A 13,508-nucleotide genomic window follows, 5' to 3' on the forward strand; every position below is an offset into this window, starting at 1 on the left:
TTCCAACCTTCTTCCCAATGTCCCGCAGCCGTATGCCGACTCCGGCCCGTGAGTGGTTTTAACGGGTTTTACCCTACAAGCAAGTGTGGACGTTAATTTCTATTTACTTCGTTTGTATCCGTGACCCAATCGCCACTACGAGTTTGAATCATCGTAAACAAATCGTATCGCACCTTTCAAGGAGGCCCTCATCCGATCAGCCGGCTGATGTCGTTCCACGTCGCGAAAACCATCAGTGAAAGGATCATCGCCAACCCGATCCGGAACGCAATTTCCTGGGCCGCCGCCCCGACCGGTTTCCCGCGCAGGGCCTCAAGCGCGTAGAGCACCAGATGGCCTCCGTCAAGGACCGGAACTGGCATCAAATTCAATAGTCCAAGCGAAACCGACAACACGGCCGCAAGATTGAGCAGAGCCAGAACGCCGAGTGTGGCCATCTGGCCGGACGCCTGCACCACCCGGACCGGCCCGCCGAGCTGGTCGGCATTCATCCGTCCTGCGAACATGTTTCCAATATAATCGACGGTTCCGGTAACGATATGCCAGGTCTGGCGGAAACCTTCTCCCACGGCCTGCACCGGCGACAGCGGCTCGATGCGGAAATTGCCGCTGTCCTTGTTGGTGACGATGCCGATCTGGCCCACTTCCATCGTGTTGCCGAAGCGATCGGTCGTCACCGTCCGGCGAGGCACCATTTCGAGATCCAGCAGGCTCCCGTCACGCTTTACGGTCACGACAACCGGGATTTCCGGCCGCATGGTGATGTAGCGAACGACGTCGTCGAACGTCTCTACCTTGGAACCGTCCAGCGCCACCAGCAGGTCCCCCGGCTTGACACCCGCGGCCTCCGCAGCACTCTCCGCCTTCACCTCGGCAACCACCGGATCGGCGACCGGCTTGCCATAGGCTCCGAAGATTGCCGCGAAGATCACGATCGCGAGTATGAAATTGGCGATCGGTCCGGCGGCGACGGTGATCGCGCGCTTCCACAGCCGGGCACCGGCAAGCGTCTGTTCCCGCTCCGCCGGAGTGAGACCGTCCAGCTCTCCGCCCGGACGGCTTGCCGCATCGGCATCGCCGAAGAACCGGACATAGCCGCCGAGCGGGATGGCGGAAATCTTCCAGCGCGTTCCGTGCTTGTCGGTATAGCCAACCAGCTCGGGGCCGAAGCCGACGGAAAAGGCGAGAATGCGGATGCCGGACCAGCGCCCGGCGAGATAGTGCCCCATTTCATGCACGAAGACGAGCAGGGACAGGATGATCACATAGGGCAGGATGTAGCCCGTGAGAAATCCAAAAAATGCCGTGATCTGATCCATTTCCGCTCCCTTTGATGGTTTGCGTCAGAGGCCGAGCAGGAAGCCGCCGAGCGAGTCTATTCCGGCGCCGGTGACCGCCGAATAGCCGACAGCCAGAAGGAAAGCCGAAAAACAGGCAAAAACAAGTCCGTCCACGCGGTCCATGACTCCGCCGTGTCCCGGAATGATCCGTCCGGAATCCTTCACGCCGAAGCGACGCTTTATGAAGGATTCGAAAAGGTCGCCGATCTGGCTCGATACAGAGAGGGCGAAGGCTACGGCCGGCACCCACAGCGCGATACCCTGGAAATAGGTAAGCACGACGGCAACGCCACCGGCAACCCCTGCTATCGTACCACCGATAGCACCGGACCAGGTCTTACCGGGCGATATTCTCGGCGCCAGTTTCGGCCCGCCGAAGGCGCGGCCGACGAAATAGGCGAGAATATCAGTGCCCCAGACGACGGCAAAGACGAAGAGCATCGCAACGAAGCCTGGCGAATCCTCGCCGCGGATCGCCGACAGCGAAATCGCGCTCAAGCCGGCGTAGAGGACGCCTCCGGGCTGCCACCAGCTCCATCGGCCGGCGATTGCCGGCAGCGCCGCCGTCAACACGAGCCCGGCGAAGAGCGGAACCGCCATTTCTCCGGAGGTCAGCAACAATGTTGCCGTGACCGCGAGAATAGAGAACCATCCCCATGCGTTGCCTCGCACGCTCTTTTCGGCGAGCCGCGTTATCATCGACCATTCGTAATAGACGAGCAGACCGATCACAGAGGCGACGGCGCGAAAGGCAAGGCCGCCGACCCAGGTCGCGGCCAGCACGATCGCGGCAAGGACGATCGCCGAATAAATGCGAAGACGGAGTTCACGGGTCATCGTTACGAGCTCACCGCCACGGGCGTGGCCGAGAGCCCGCCAAATCGCCGGTCACGTGCCGAATAGCGATCGAGTGCCGAAAAGAAGATTTCGCGTGTGAAATCAGGCCAGTATTCCGGCACGAACATAAGTTCAGCATAGGCCGCCTGCCACAGCAGGAAATTGGAGAGCCGCTCCTCGCCGCTGGTGCGGATAACGAGATCCGGATCCGGAATGCCGGCGGTGTCGAGCCTGTCGTTGATCATCTGCGCGTCGACATCCGACGGCTGCAGACGGCCTGCCTGGACGTCCGCGGCGATGCCCGCGCAAGCTCGTGCGATCTCGTCCCGCGAGCCGTAGTTGAAGGCGATGATCAAGGTCAGCGCACGATTGGCACGCGTCGTCTCTTCAGCCTCGAGCAGGAGCAGGCGGATGTCGTCGCGCAGGTGCACGCGGTCGCCGATCACCCGGATGCGCACGCCCTTGCGGTGAAGTTCGGCAAGGTCGCGCTGCACGAAGGTCTTCAGAAGGCCGAAGAGGTCGTTGACCTCAGCCTGTGGACGCCGCCAGTTCTCCGAGGAAAAGGCGAAGAGCGTCAGATATTTGACGTCCGCATCGGCGGCTGCCTGCACGACCTCACGGACCGCTTCGACCCCCTTGCGGTGCCCGACCGCCCGCGGCAGACCGCGCGCGTTCGCCCAGCGACCGTTGCCATCCATGATGATCGCAACGTGCTGCGGGGTAGCGCGGTTCTCGGATGTGGACATGTTCGATCCGGTTCTCCGTTCGGCAGGACGACAGGGACGGCGCGCCCTCAGACCTGCATGATTTCCTTTTCCTTCTCCACGAGCAAGCGGTCGACCTCAGAAATAGTATCGTCGGTCATCTTTTGCACTCTGTCCGACTGCGCGCGGCTCTCGTCCTGACCGATAACGCCGTCCTTCTCGGCCTTTTTAAGGCCGTCCATACCGTCGCGACGCACGTGGCGCACGGCGACCTTCGCCTTCTCGGCGTAGTCGTGGGCGATCTTCACCAGCGACTTGCGGCGCTCCTCGTTCAGTTCCGGCAGCGGAATACGGAGGTTCTGGCCGTCGATGATCGGATTGAGGCCGAGATTCGATTCGCGGATCGCCCGGTCGACGGCCCCCACCATCGACTTGTCCCAGATGGAAACGCCGAGCATGCGCGGCTCCGGGACGGTGATGTTCGCGACCTGATTGAGCGGTACCCGCGAGCCGTAGGCTTCCACCTGGACCGGATCAAGCAGGTTGGACGAAGCGCGTCCGGTGCGCAGCGACGCAATGTCGTGCTTGAAAGCGTTGATTGCGCCTTCCATCCGGCGCTTCAGATCGTTGAGATCAACCTCTGCAGTCATGATCATACTCCTGTAGTCGATATGGCCGGCAGCCTGGAGAAGGAATGCCCCGGCGTTTTCAGGTATCGGAAACGACCGTCTTCCTGCCGCCGCCGGCGAGAATGTCACGGAACCCGCCCTTTTCGTGGATGGAGAAGACGATGATCGGAATGTGGTTTTCGCGTGCCAGCGCGACGGCGGCGACGTCCATTACCGCAAGGCCCTTCTGGAGAACCTCGTCATGGGTCAGCGTTTCGAAGCGGGTGGCCGACGGATCCTTCTTCGGATCGGCCGAATAGATGCCGTCCACCTGGGTTCCCTTGAAGATCGCCTCGGCGCCCATTTCGGCGGCACGGAGCGCGGCAGCCGAATCGGTCGTGAAGAAGGGATTGCCGGTGCCGCCCGCGAAGATGACCACGCGGCCGAGCGAAAGGTGGTAGAGCGTCGCGCGCTGCGAAAAGCTCTCGCAGATTTCGGGCATGGCGATGGCCGAAAGCACTACCGTGTCGATGTCGAGTTTGCGGAGCGAGGTTGCCAGCGCCAGAGCGTTGATCACGGTCGCGAGCATGCCCATGTGGTCGCCGGTCACCCGGTCGCCCCCCTTGGAGGCCACAGCGACGCCGCGGAAGATGTTTCCGCCGCCAACCACGACGCCGACCTCCACACCCATGGCCCGCGCTTCGGCGATATCGGAGGCGATACGGTCCGCCACCGCCACATCGATACCGAAACCCTGGCTACCCATCAGGGCTTCGCCGGAGGCTTTCAGAAGAACGCGTTTATAGAGAGGTGCGGAAGGCATGATCGCTCCTTGAATGACTAGATGCCGGATACACGAAGGGCATCGCGTTGTCACGCGATGCCCATGTTTTTCCCAATGAAGGACGAAAGGGCGGATCAGCCCTTGGCAGCGGCTGCGACTTCGGCGGCGAAGTCGGAGGCTTCCTTCTCGACGCCTTCGCCGAGCAGCAGGCGAGCCATGCCGGTGACTTCGATAGGCGCGCCGACTTCCTTCTCGGCTTCCTTGATCGCAGCGCCGACGGTCAGGTCGGGATTGATGACGAAGGCCTGGGACAGCAGCGCGACTTCTTCGAAGAACTTGCGCATGCGGCCTTCGACCATCTTCTCGATGATGTTGTCCGGCTTGCCGGAAGCGCGGGACTGCTCGATGAAGACGTTGCGTTCGCGTTCGGCGACGGCGGCGTCGACTTCCTCGGCACGGATCGCGAGCGGGTTGGTGGCGGCGATGTGCATGGCGACCTGGCGACCGATGGCGTTCAGCGCATCCTTGTTGCCGGTGGACTTCAGCGCGACCAGCACGCCGAGCTTGCCGAGACCGTCGGCAACGGCGTTGTGGACGTAGGTGGAGACAACGCCGTCTTCGACGGAAAGCAGGGTCGCGCGACGCAGCGTCATATTTTCGCCGATGGTGGCGATCGCGTCCTTCAGGCTTTCGGCGACGGACTTGCCGGTTGCCGGGTAGGCGGCGGCGGCAATCGCGTCAACCGAACCGTCGGTCGAAAGTGCAACGCCGGCAATGCCACGAACGAGGTCCTGGAAGGCGTCGTTACGGGCGACGAAGTCGGTCTCGGAGTTCAATTCGACGACGACGGCCTTGGTGCCGGCGCTGGCGATGCCGATGAGACCTTCCGCTGCGGTGCGGCCGGACTTCTTGTCAGCCTTCGCGATGCCCTTGGCGCGCAGCCAGTCGATGGCGGCTTCCATGTCGCCGTTGTTCTCGGCGAGGGCCTTCTTGCAATCCATCATGCCTGCGCCGCTCTTTTCGCGCAGTTCCTTCACCATTGCAGCAGTGATCTCGGTCATTGTTTGCCTCTTGTCGGTTCAAGCGGTGCGCCCGCCCCGAAACGACGGAAGGCGCCCTGTTTGGGGCACGAACTGTACCCGGAAGTATGACAACGTGATGAAGCGGTGCCATCACGATAATAAACTCTGGTGACTATCGCGGCGGCGAGTTCGAAACGTCCGCGCTGCAAAGGAACAGGCCGCCACCAGCATTGCTGAGAGCGGCCCCGTCCCGTCAGGAAAACGCGGCGACAACCAAAAAGGCTCCGCCGCTCGCCATCGTCAGGCGCCGGCTTCGTCTTCGAGCGCCGGCTCGATCGGAGCTTCGGCGGAAGCGCCGATGTCACGACCGGAGGCACCCTGCTGACGTGCGATACCGTCGATGGCCGCGCGGGCGATCAGGTCGCAGTAGAGAGCGATGGCGCGCGAGGCGTCGTCGTTGCCGGGGATCGCGTAGTCGATCTGGTCCGGATCGCAGTTCGAGTCGATGATAGCGACGACCGGGATACCCAGGCGCTTGGCTTCATCGATTGCGATCTTTTCCTTGTTGGTGTCGATGATGAACATCAGGTCCGGGGTGCCGCCCATATCGCGGATACCGCCGAGAGCCTTGTTCAGCTTTTCGCGTTCGCGCTCGAGGTTGAGGCGTTCCTTCTTCGAATAGCCCTGGGCTTCCGAAGCGAGGATCTCGTCGAGCTTGCGCAGGCGCGCGATCGAGTTCGAAATGGTCTTCCAGTTGGTCAGCATGCCGCCGAGCCAGCGGGAGTTGACGTAGTACTGGGCCGAACGCTTTGCGCTGTCGGCGATCAGGTCGGAGGCCTGACGCTTCGTGCCGACGAACAGCACGCGACCGCCGCGAGCAACGGTGTCGGAAACGACCTGCAGGGCGCGCGAAAGCATCGGCACGGTCTGCGCGAGGTCGATGATGTGGATGTTGTTACGATCGCCGAAGATGTACGGCTTCATCTTCGGGTTCCAGCGGTGGGTCTGGTGGCCGAAGTGAACACCAGCTTCCAGAAGCTGGCGCATGCTGAAATCAGGCAATGCCATGCCTTTTTCTCCTTTTCCGGTTGAACCTCCGCAAGGCGAACAGCACCCTCTTCGAGAATGCCACCGGCGGAAACGTCCGGATTTCTCCCGGACAATCCCATGCCTTACGTGTGGAATGCCGCTCGCCATATAGCGAGTTCGTCAGGAAATCAAGGCTTTTGTCGGCAAAGACCGTTTCGACGAACCGCTATGGGCAGGACTACTTGCAGCCGCGGTCCTCGAGCATCTCCAATTTCGAGAGATGACCGCTCAGCGTGAAGTCGCCGTAGTCGAGGGTGAGGTCGCGGGTGACGCCATTCTCGTAGAGCTTGAAGGACTGGGTATAGACCGGCAACTGGTCTCCGGCCGTCTTGTCGTCGTAGTAGGCGATCGAGACCGGCCAGTACTTCGCCCGGGCCATTGCGCCGGCCTTTCCGGCGTCCGGTTCGTCCCTGCCCGGTTCGGTCGCATGGCCGACGATCGTCGTCGTCAGGTAGCTGCGGTCGCCGTCCTCCGAGCCGTCGAAGATGCGCGCCTCGAAAAAGGTCTCGCCCTTCCTCGCCCTGTCGATGACCTCCAGCATGTGTTCGGCCGGGAAGCGGCTGTCAGCAAGTTCCACCGCACGCTTGGCCGGACCGTCGATCTCGATCTTGACCCGGCCGTTCTCGTCCGCAGCCCTGCCCTTCACGTCCTTGTCGAGCTGGTCGTCGGTGAAGGACTTCGTTTCGAAGCGGAACCTGCCTTTGGCGATATCCTCGAAGGTGCGGCTCTGCTGGTCGGTTACCCGCACCTGTTCGCCTGTGTCGATTCGCGTCACGAAGCGGAAGTTGGTCGTGTAACCCTTGCACTCCGACCCGTCGAACTCATAGACCATGCGGCCGCGTATTGCCTCGATGCCGGCCCGTTCGGAGGCTTCCTTCAACTCGACGTCGTAGACGGCCCTGTGGGGCGCCAAACGCCCGGCGGCAGCTTCCGCCCCGCTCGCCGCCCAACCGGCGGCTCCGAGGGTGGCTAGAGCGGCAACCGCATAGCTCGAGCGAAACATTCAAAACCTCCTGTTGGACTGGCCGGGGATGATATAAGAACTGTCCCGGCGAAAGCGAGGCACGCCTTCGTGTAATGCAAGATTCTTTTTCGATGTTTACAACAAAACCGGGAAACTAGAATGTCCGAGACAATCGACAATCGTCTGGAAGCCATGGGTATCCGCCTGCCGGTCGCCGCCGCACCGGCTGCGAACTATGTTCCGTACGTCATCAGCGGCAACCTGCTTTACCTTTCCGGCCAGCTTCCCATGGAGGACGGCAAGATCGCCGTGACCGGCCTCGTCGGCGGCGACGTCGATCTCGCGGCTGCGCAGCGGGCCGCGGAACTCTGTGCCATCAACATCCTCGCACAGGCGAAAGCCGCGATCGGCGATCTCGGCCGTATCGCCCGCGTCATCAAGCTCAACGGGTTCGTCGCTTCGGCGCCCGGCTTCACCGAGCAGCATCTCGTGATCAACGGCGCCTCCAACCTCATCGCCAATGTTCTCGGAGACGCCGGCAAGCACGCCCGCGCCGCCGTCGGCATGGCCGCCCTGCCGCTGAATGCCGCCGTCGAGATCGACGCGATCCTGGAGATCGGCCAGTGACCGACGCGAGCTGGATCAAGGACCTGCCGGTCGCCCATCGCGGCTTCCACGACATGAACAAGGCCGTCTGGGAAAACACCCTTTCGGCCTTCCAGCGGGCGATCGACGCCGGCTTCGCGATCGAATGCGACGTGCAACTGTCGGCCGACAGCGTCCCCGTCGTCTTCCACGACCATGACCTGCAGCGGCTTTGCGGCATTGCCGGCGAGGTGCGCGAGCGCACGGCGTCCGAGCTCGGCCTGCTGTCGGTCGGAGGCACCTCCGATCACATTCCGACGCTCCGGCAGATGCTGGCGCTCGTCAAGGGCCGCGTTCCGCTGGTGATCGAACTCAAGGGCACCAGCGCCGAGGAAGATGACGGCTTTGCCGTGACCGTGCTCGACGTGCTCGAAGGCTACGAAGGCAAGGTCGCGCTGATGAGCTTCGACCACTGGCTGCTGAAGGACCTGAAGGCGCTCGACTGCCCCTACCCCGTCGGCCTGACGGCAGAAGGCGCCAAGCCGGAAACCTTCTTCGTGCATGACGAAGCGATGCAGTTCGGGCTCGATTTCATCTCCTACTGTGCGGCGCATCTTCCGAACAGCTTCGTCACCGCCCAGCGCGAACGCGGCATTCCGGTCATTACCTGGACGGTCAGGGATGAAATCATGCGGCAGCATACCTATAAATATGCGGAGCAGATGACCTTCGAGGGGTTCGACCCCAGGGAAACGGTCGCGACCGCCTGACGGGAGCAGCATGACGCAACAGGTATCCATCCGGATCGAACAGTCCTTTACAGCGATCCCGCCCGATCTCTGGGCCACGCTTGAGGGGGCTAGCCGCGACGAGGCCGGCGGGGCTTACAACCCCTTCAACGCGCATGGATACCTCTCCGCACTCGAAGCGTCGGGATCGGCGGCCGCCGAAACCGGCTGGCTCGGCCATCATCTGCTGCTGGCGGACGCCGCCGGAACCCTGATCGGCGCCGTCCCCTGCTATCTCAAGAGCCACAGCCGCGGCGAATACGTCTTCGATCACGGCTGGGCCGATGTCTACCAGCGCGCCGGCGGGCGCTATTATCCCAAGCTGCAGGCCGCCATTCCGTTCACCCCGGCGACGGGGCCGCGACTGATGGTGGCGCAAGGCCGACACCAGGCCGAGATCCGCGCGCTGCTCGCCGCAGGCCTGCGCCAAGTCACCGAGAAACTCGGCGTCTCCTCTGCCCACGTCACCTTTCTGCCGGAACACGAGCTCGGCGCCTTCGAGGGACAGGACTACCTTCACCGGACCGATCAGCAGTTCCATTTCCTGAACGCCGGCTACAGGGATCACGACGATTTCCTCGACACGCTTGCCTCGCGTAAGCGCAAGGCGCTGAAGAAGGAGCGGCGTGCGGCGCTCGAAAATGGCATCACGATCGACTGGCTCACCGGCTCCGATCTCACCGAGTCCGTCTGGGACCAGTTCTTCGCCTTCTACATGGACACCGGCAGCCGCAAGTGGGGGCGTCCCTATCTCACACGGGACTTCTACTCGCTGATCGGAGAACGGATGGCCGACGACATCCTGCTGGTGATGGCCAAGCGCGAGGGCCATTACGTCGCCGGTGCGATCAACTTCATCGGCGGCGACACGCTCTTCGGCCGCCACTGGGGCTGCATCGAGGAGCATCCGTTCCTGCATTTCGAGGTTTGCTATCATCAGGCGATCGACTTCGCCATCGAGAAGGGCCTCAGGAAAGTCGAGGCCGGCGCGCAGGGAGAGCACAAGCTCGCCCGCGGGTACCAGCCGGTGACCACCCACTCCGCCCACTTCATCGCCCATCCCGGCCTCAGGCGCGCGGTCGCCGACTATCTCGAACACGAGCGCCGGGAAGTCGAACAGATCGGCGAGTATCTCGGCGAACACACCCCCTTCAGGAAGGGCGAGCGCCAGTGTCGCGACGACTGACGGACGCTTGATCGGTCGCCTCGGTCGCGTTAGGTACGCAGCAAAACGAGGAGACAGAGATGACCAGCCCGGCCTACGACCCGAACAACATCTTCGCCAAGATCCTGCGCAACGAGATTCCCTCGGTCCGTCTCTACGAGGACGATCACACGCTCGCCTTCATGGACGTGATGCCGCAATCGCCGGGCCATCTTCTCGTCATCCCGAAAGAAGGATCGCGCAATCTGCTCGACGCCGATCCCGCAGTCCTCGCCCGCACGATGCCGGTCGTCCAGAAGCTGGCCGTCGCCGCCAAGGAGGCGCTCGACGCCGACGGCATTCTCGTCACCCAGTTCAACGAGCTCACTGCCGGTCAGACGGTCTTTCACCTGCATTTCCATGTCATTCCCCGTTACGAGGGCGTGTCGCTCCGGCCGCATTCCGGCCAGATGGAGGATATCGAGGTGCTGAAGGCCCACGCGGAGAAGATCAAGGCGGCGCTGTAAGCGCCACCCTCCCCTTGAGGAGGAGGGTCGGAGCGCAGCTCCGGGTGGGGTGACCTTTCAACGTCAAGATCACCCTTGGCACGCAACTTCACCCCCACCCGCGCGTCCGCGCGACCTCCCCCTCAAGGGGGAGGTGTCGATTCGGCCGGCCGCCGAAGTGTCCGCCCCCTATTCCGGATTGCGATAGCCGTTCCTCTCGGGGAACGGCCAATCTTTCAAAAGCTCCATGTCCGGCCGGAATATCTCGACCTTCAGCGGATAGCACGCGGCAGCGTCGCTCGAATGGGTGGCGCTGCAATCGCCGCCCGGGCAGGCAGAGAGCGCGCCGATGAGGTCGATTTCGGCGAAGAACTCGATGTAGTCGCCGGGACTGACCGGGCTCGCCTTCATGAAATACTGGTGCGTGTCGCTGGTAAAGCCGGTGCACATGAAGACGTTGAGCACGTCGTGGACATGCGGCTCGGCCTCGCGGAAGCCGAGGTGCTTCGCTCCGGCGAGCGCGCGCGTCAGGTTCGAATGGCAGCAGTGGTGATAGTCGCCACCGGAAAGCAGCCTGTTGGTATAGGGATCGCAGCGCGTGCCGATGACGTCGTGCAGGCCCGCCCCGTCGTCGTCCCAGCCGTACCAGGCGAGCGTATCGTGGGTGATCGTCGCCATCGGCCGCAGATGCGGCAGCGAACTCCAGAGCCGGTCGCCGACCGAAACATGGGTCGCGTGCAGCGCCCGCGTCTTACCGCTGAAGAAGCGTTCGGAGAGGTCCGCCGCGTTCCAGAGGTTGAGGTCACCGACCTGCGGTCCCTCGATGCTGACGACACGGAAGAAATGCCCCTTCGGCACTTCGAACGCTCCGCCTTCGCGCGGCGGGACGACGATTTCGTCGATCTTTTCAAGTGTTGCGCGGGCTTCTTCGAGTTGTGCTATGTTCGGAGCCTGCAAGGTTCCGTTAGGGTAGACGACGACGGGGCGACGGGCGCGACGCTCGGCGGCATCGGCGGGGGCCTTGACGGTGGACTTGGCGGTCATGAACGATCCTGCGCTCTCTTGGACGAATATCGGCATGGACACTGCACGGCCGCAAGGTCGCTGGCAATACGGCTTTTTCTTGCCATAAGGATAAGCATGACTTATCCTTCTTCTCCATGAAGCTCCCACCGCTGCCAAGTCTTCGCGCCTTCGAATCCGCCGCCCGCAACGAGAACTTCCGGCAGGCGGCCGCCGAGCTCGGCATGACGCCCGCCGCCGTCAGCCAGCATGTACGTAGCCTCGAGGACTGGCTCGGTGTCAGCCTTTTCGAGCGCCGCGCCCGCGGCGTGCGGCTGACGCCCGCCGGCCGGGAATTCGGCAAGGCGGTGACCGCAGGATTCGGAACGATTGCTGCTGCCGCCGAACGGCTCACCGCGGGAGCAAGAAGCCGCACCGTGCGTCTCGCCTGCCTTCCCTCGGTCGTCACCCATTGGCTGGCGCCCAGATTGCCGCGCTTCCGCGCCGCACATCCGGACATACAGGTTGCGATCTCCTACGCAGCAGGCGCAAAGACGGCGTCGGAAGCCGCGGCAGATCTGCTGATCCAGCACGGCACCCGTCCGGATACCGGAGCGGTACCGATCCTCTCCGGTGCAACACGCCCGACCTGTGCGCCGGTCTATCTGCATCGCAGAGGCCCGATCAGCGATCCCCGAGAGCTTCTCGAGGCCGATCTCCTGCATGACGAAAGCCCGGCCGCCTGGCGACGGTGGTTTGCCGAAGGAGGTCTCGAAAGCCCGCGCGAGGCAGGGCCGATCTTTGCCGATTTCAACCTGCTCCTGAGTTCGCTGACGGCCGGGCTCGGCGTCGCGCTCTGCCCGACCGCACTCATTGCCGACGAGCTTTCGAAGGGGAAACTCGAAATCCTGTTCGATCGCCCAACGGACGTGGAGAAGGCTTACTGGCTGACGGAAGCGGCAAGCCTCTCACCAGAAGCAGTGCTGATGCGCGACTGGTTGCTGGCGGAGGCAGCGGTCGCGATCCCTCCGGACGGCTGAGGCTCAGACGAAGGCGAGGCCGAGCGCCAGGAACGCCACGGAGACCACGACAGCGACGACGACCCGCTGCCCCGCGGCAAGGAACGCGACGAAGCCTAGCCCCGCCGCGGCGAGCCGCAGCCAGAGTGGCGAGGCTTCGAGACTGCCGGTCGGGAAGACGATGAGCTTCGCCGTCACCGCCATGACGAGCGAAGTGGCGACCGCCCTCACCCATTTCAGCGCCTCGGAATCCTCGTTCATGCGGTTGCCGGCGACCACGCCGAGCCAGCGCCAGACATCCGTCGCCAGCCAGCCGGCGACGAGGATGACGCCATAGATCGTATAGTCGTTCATCGGCTTTCTCCCTCGCGACGCTTCTGCCGAGCGGAGATGATCAGGCGGTCGACGAGGTAGGCGACCGTCCCGCCGCCGAGGCCGGCAATCAGCACGTCCATTCCAGGGACCACAAGCGAAAGCAGCGGCCCGCCGACGATCCCGATGAGAAACGCCAGTTTGAGGACAGGCTGGCGCGAGGTCGCCCAGATCGATGCGACGAAATAAATGGGCGTCAGAAAGAACAGAACCCCGGCCACCAGCGGCGGAAAGGTCTCGACGAGGCCGTAGCAGACGCCGACCAGGAGTGTGTTGGTGAGCGTCAACGTGATCGCGAAACCGGCAAAGTAGACGGTCCGATGCTCGCGCGGAACGGCACCGATGTGCTGGGTGGTGAACACCCAGGCGGTGATCGCGATGAAATGGGAAAGAAAGAGCAGCAGCCAGACCGGGGTGCGCGGCGTGCGGATTTCCGGAACGAGCGAGGCCACCATCGGCATCATCCGGATCGAGGAGAGCGAGACGGCGACGATGATCGCGAGAATATGGGCGCCGCTCGCGAGCATCCCGGTCAGGATCATCTTGGCCGGAAGCGCCCAGATCATCAGCGTCATGAACATCGCCGCGCCGCGAGAAATGCCGGCCTCGAGCGCGAAGGCGGCGAAACCGACGAAGGAGGTCATCAGGATCAGCGCCGGCAGGCTGAAAATGCCGCTTGCACCGCGCCGGAACCAGCGAAAAGATTCGGAATCGGCAGTCTGAAACGGCATCGGCAGATCCCAG

Annotated in this window: 16 protein-coding genes; 5 read left to right on the plus strand and 11 right to left on the minus strand. The window is 63.1% G+C overall.

Annotated elements, in window-relative coordinates; genetic code table 11:
- Positions 1-188: 188 nt before the first annotated feature.
- The 8 genes from rseP to H4I97_RS08365 form a co-directional block, all read right to left on the minus strand.
- Positions 189-1,319, minus strand: a complete 1,131-nt coding sequence (gene rseP / locus H4I97_RS08330) for an RIP metalloprotease RseP (protein ID WP_182307423.1) — start codon at positions 1,317-1,319, stop codon at positions 189-191.
- Between the two features lie 24 nt (positions 1,320-1,343).
- The gene (locus tag H4I97_RS08335; RefSeq protein WP_182307424.1) at positions 1,344-2,177 is read right to left on the minus strand and encodes a phosphatidate cytidylyltransferase; all 834 of its coding nucleotides are present in this window, start codon (positions 2,175-2,177) and stop codon (positions 1,344-1,346) included.
- A 2-nt stretch (positions 2,178-2,179) separates the two neighbouring features.
- A complete protein-coding gene (locus H4I97_RS08340; protein WP_182307425.1) occupies positions 2,180-2,923 on the minus strand; it encodes an isoprenyl transferase in 744 nt (247 codons plus the stop codon).
- Between the two features lie 47 nt (positions 2,924-2,970).
- The gene (gene frr, locus H4I97_RS08345; protein WP_182307426.1) at positions 2,971-3,531 is read right to left on the minus strand and encodes a ribosome recycling factor; all 561 of its coding nucleotides are present in this window, start codon (positions 3,529-3,531) and stop codon (positions 2,971-2,973) included.
- A gap of 58 nt (positions 3,532-3,589) precedes the next feature.
- Entirely contained in the window at positions 3,590-4,312 is a 723-nt protein-coding gene (gene pyrH, locus H4I97_RS08350) for a UMP kinase (RefSeq protein WP_182307427.1), read from the minus strand.
- A gap of 95 nt (positions 4,313-4,407) precedes the next feature.
- Positions 4,408-5,334 carry a translation elongation factor Ts gene (tsf, locus tag H4I97_RS08355; protein WP_182307428.1) on the minus strand — a complete coding sequence of 309 codons (927 nt, stop codon included), beginning with the start codon at positions 5,332-5,334 and terminating at the stop codon, positions 4,408-4,410.
- A gap of 261 nt (positions 5,335-5,595) precedes the next feature.
- The gene (gene rpsB, locus H4I97_RS08360) at positions 5,596-6,363 is read right to left on the minus strand and encodes a 30S ribosomal protein S2 (RefSeq protein WP_112689767.1); all 768 of its coding nucleotides are present in this window, start codon (positions 6,361-6,363) and stop codon (positions 5,596-5,598) included.
- Between the two features lie 199 nt (positions 6,364-6,562).
- Positions 6,563-7,387: a cell envelope integrity EipB family protein gene (locus tag H4I97_RS08365; RefSeq protein ID WP_182307429.1), complete on the minus strand. Its 825-nt coding sequence runs from the start codon at positions 7,385-7,387 to the stop codon at positions 6,563-6,565.
- 120 nt (positions 7,388-7,507) lie between these two features.
- Between H4I97_RS08365 and H4I97_RS08370 the strand changes: the two genes are divergently transcribed.
- Genes H4I97_RS08370 through H4I97_RS08385 form a run of 4 tightly spaced genes read left to right on the plus strand, consistent with a single transcriptional unit; the run spans position 7,508 to position 10,392 of the window.
- Complete coding sequence (locus tag H4I97_RS08370; protein ID WP_182307430.1) at positions 7,508-7,975, plus strand: RidA family protein; 468 nt, start codon at positions 7,508-7,510, stop codon at positions 7,973-7,975.
- Entirely contained in the window at positions 7,972-8,703 is a 732-nt protein-coding gene (locus tag H4I97_RS08375; protein WP_182307431.1) for a glycerophosphodiester phosphodiesterase, read from the plus strand. Before H4I97_RS08370 ends, H4I97_RS08375 begins: the two co-directional genes overlap by 4 nt.
- 10 nt (positions 8,704-8,713) lie before the next feature.
- The gene (locus H4I97_RS08380) at positions 8,714-9,907 is read left to right on the plus strand and encodes a GNAT family N-acetyltransferase (RefSeq protein WP_182307432.1); all 1,194 of its coding nucleotides are present in this window, start codon (positions 8,714-8,716) and stop codon (positions 9,905-9,907) included.
- A gap of 59 nt (positions 9,908-9,966) precedes the next feature.
- Positions 9,967-10,392 (plus strand): HIT family protein, encoded by a 426-nt coding sequence (locus tag H4I97_RS08385; RefSeq protein WP_182307433.1) that lies wholly within the window; start codon positions 9,967-9,969, stop codon positions 10,390-10,392.
- Between the two features lie 168 nt (positions 10,393-10,560).
- On the opposite strand, the gene H4I97_RS08390 is transcribed toward H4I97_RS08385, so the two are convergent.
- Positions 10,561-11,415, minus strand: coding sequence for an urea carboxylase-associated family protein (locus tag H4I97_RS08390; RefSeq protein ID WP_182307434.1), 855 nt, complete (start codon positions 11,413-11,415; stop codon positions 10,561-10,563).
- 116 nt (positions 11,416-11,531) lie between these two features.
- Here H4I97_RS08390 and H4I97_RS08395 point away from each other — a divergent pair, with 116 nt between their 5' ends.
- Positions 11,532-12,413 carry a LysR substrate-binding domain-containing protein gene (locus H4I97_RS08395; protein ID WP_182307435.1) on the plus strand — a complete coding sequence of 294 codons (882 nt, stop codon included), beginning with the start codon at positions 11,532-11,534 and terminating at the stop codon, positions 12,411-12,413.
- 3 nt (positions 12,414-12,416) lie between these two features.
- Here the strand turns inward: H4I97_RS08395 and H4I97_RS08400 are convergent, their stop codons facing one another.
- Positions 12,417-12,746, minus strand: a complete 330-nt coding sequence (locus H4I97_RS08400; protein ID WP_182307436.1) for an AzlD domain-containing protein — start codon at positions 12,744-12,746, stop codon at positions 12,417-12,419.
- Complete coding sequence (locus tag H4I97_RS08405; RefSeq protein ID WP_182307437.1) at positions 12,743-13,495, minus strand: AzlC family ABC transporter permease; 753 nt, start codon at positions 13,493-13,495, stop codon at positions 12,743-12,745. The genes H4I97_RS08400 and H4I97_RS08405 overlap by 4 nt, the downstream gene beginning before the upstream one ends.
- Between the last annotated feature and the right edge of the window lie 13 nt (positions 13,496-13,508).

Source organism: Ciceribacter thiooxidans (assembly GCF_014126615.1).
In the GTDB taxonomy this organism is placed as follows: domain Bacteria; phylum Pseudomonadota; class Alphaproteobacteria; order Rhizobiales; family Rhizobiaceae; genus Allorhizobium; species Allorhizobium thiooxidans.

Bases quoted from the DNA above. Each gene is read 5' to 3' on its own strand.
- frr (WP_182307426.1), bottom strand. From the start codon at position 3,531: ATGACTGCAGAGGTTGATCTCAACGATCTGAAGCGCCGGATGGAAGGC.
- H4I97_RS08370 (WP_182307430.1), top strand. From the start codon at position 7,508: ATGTCCGAGACAATCGACAATCGTCTGGAAGCCATGGGTATCCGCCTG.
- H4I97_RS08335 (WP_182307424.1), bottom strand. From the start codon at position 2,177: ATGACCCGTGAACTCCGTCTTCGCATTTATTCGGCGATCGTCCTTGCC.
- H4I97_RS08400 (WP_182307436.1), bottom strand. From the start codon at position 12,746: ATGAACGACTATACGATCTATGGCGTCATCCTCGTCGCCGGCTGGCTG.
- rseP (WP_182307423.1), bottom strand. From the start codon at position 1,319: ATGGATCAGATCACGGCATTTTTTGGATTTCTCACGGGCTACATCCTG.
- H4I97_RS08365 (WP_182307429.1), bottom strand. From the start codon at position 7,387: ATGTTTCGCTCGAGCTATGCGGTTGCCGCTCTAGCCACCCTCGGAGCC.
- H4I97_RS08395 (WP_182307435.1), top strand. From the start codon at position 11,532: ATGAAGCTCCCACCGCTGCCAAGTCTTCGCGCCTTCGAATCCGCCGCC.
- H4I97_RS08380 (WP_182307432.1), top strand. From the start codon at position 8,714: ATGACGCAACAGGTATCCATCCGGATCGAACAGTCCTTTACAGCGATC.
- pyrH (WP_182307427.1), bottom strand. From the start codon at position 4,312: ATGCCTTCCGCACCTCTCTATAAACGCGTTCTTCTGAAAGCCTCCGGC.
- H4I97_RS08340 (WP_182307425.1), bottom strand. From the start codon at position 2,923: ATGTCCACATCCGAGAACCGCGCTACCCCGCAGCACGTTGCGATCATC.
- H4I97_RS08385 (WP_182307433.1), top strand. From the start codon at position 9,967: ATGACCAGCCCGGCCTACGACCCGAACAACATCTTCGCCAAGATCCTG.
- H4I97_RS08405 (WP_182307437.1), bottom strand. From the start codon at position 13,495: ATGCCGTTTCAGACTGCCGATTCCGAATCTTTTCGCTGGTTCCGGCGC.
- tsf (WP_182307428.1), bottom strand. From the start codon at position 5,334: ATGACCGAGATCACTGCTGCAATGGTGAAGGAACTGCGCGAAAAGAGC.
- rpsB (WP_112689767.1), bottom strand. From the start codon at position 6,363: ATGGCATTGCCTGATTTCAGCATGCGCCAGCTTCTGGAAGCTGGTGTT.
- H4I97_RS08390 (WP_182307434.1), bottom strand. From the start codon at position 11,415: ATGACCGCCAAGTCCACCGTCAAGGCCCCCGCCGATGCCGCCGAGCGT.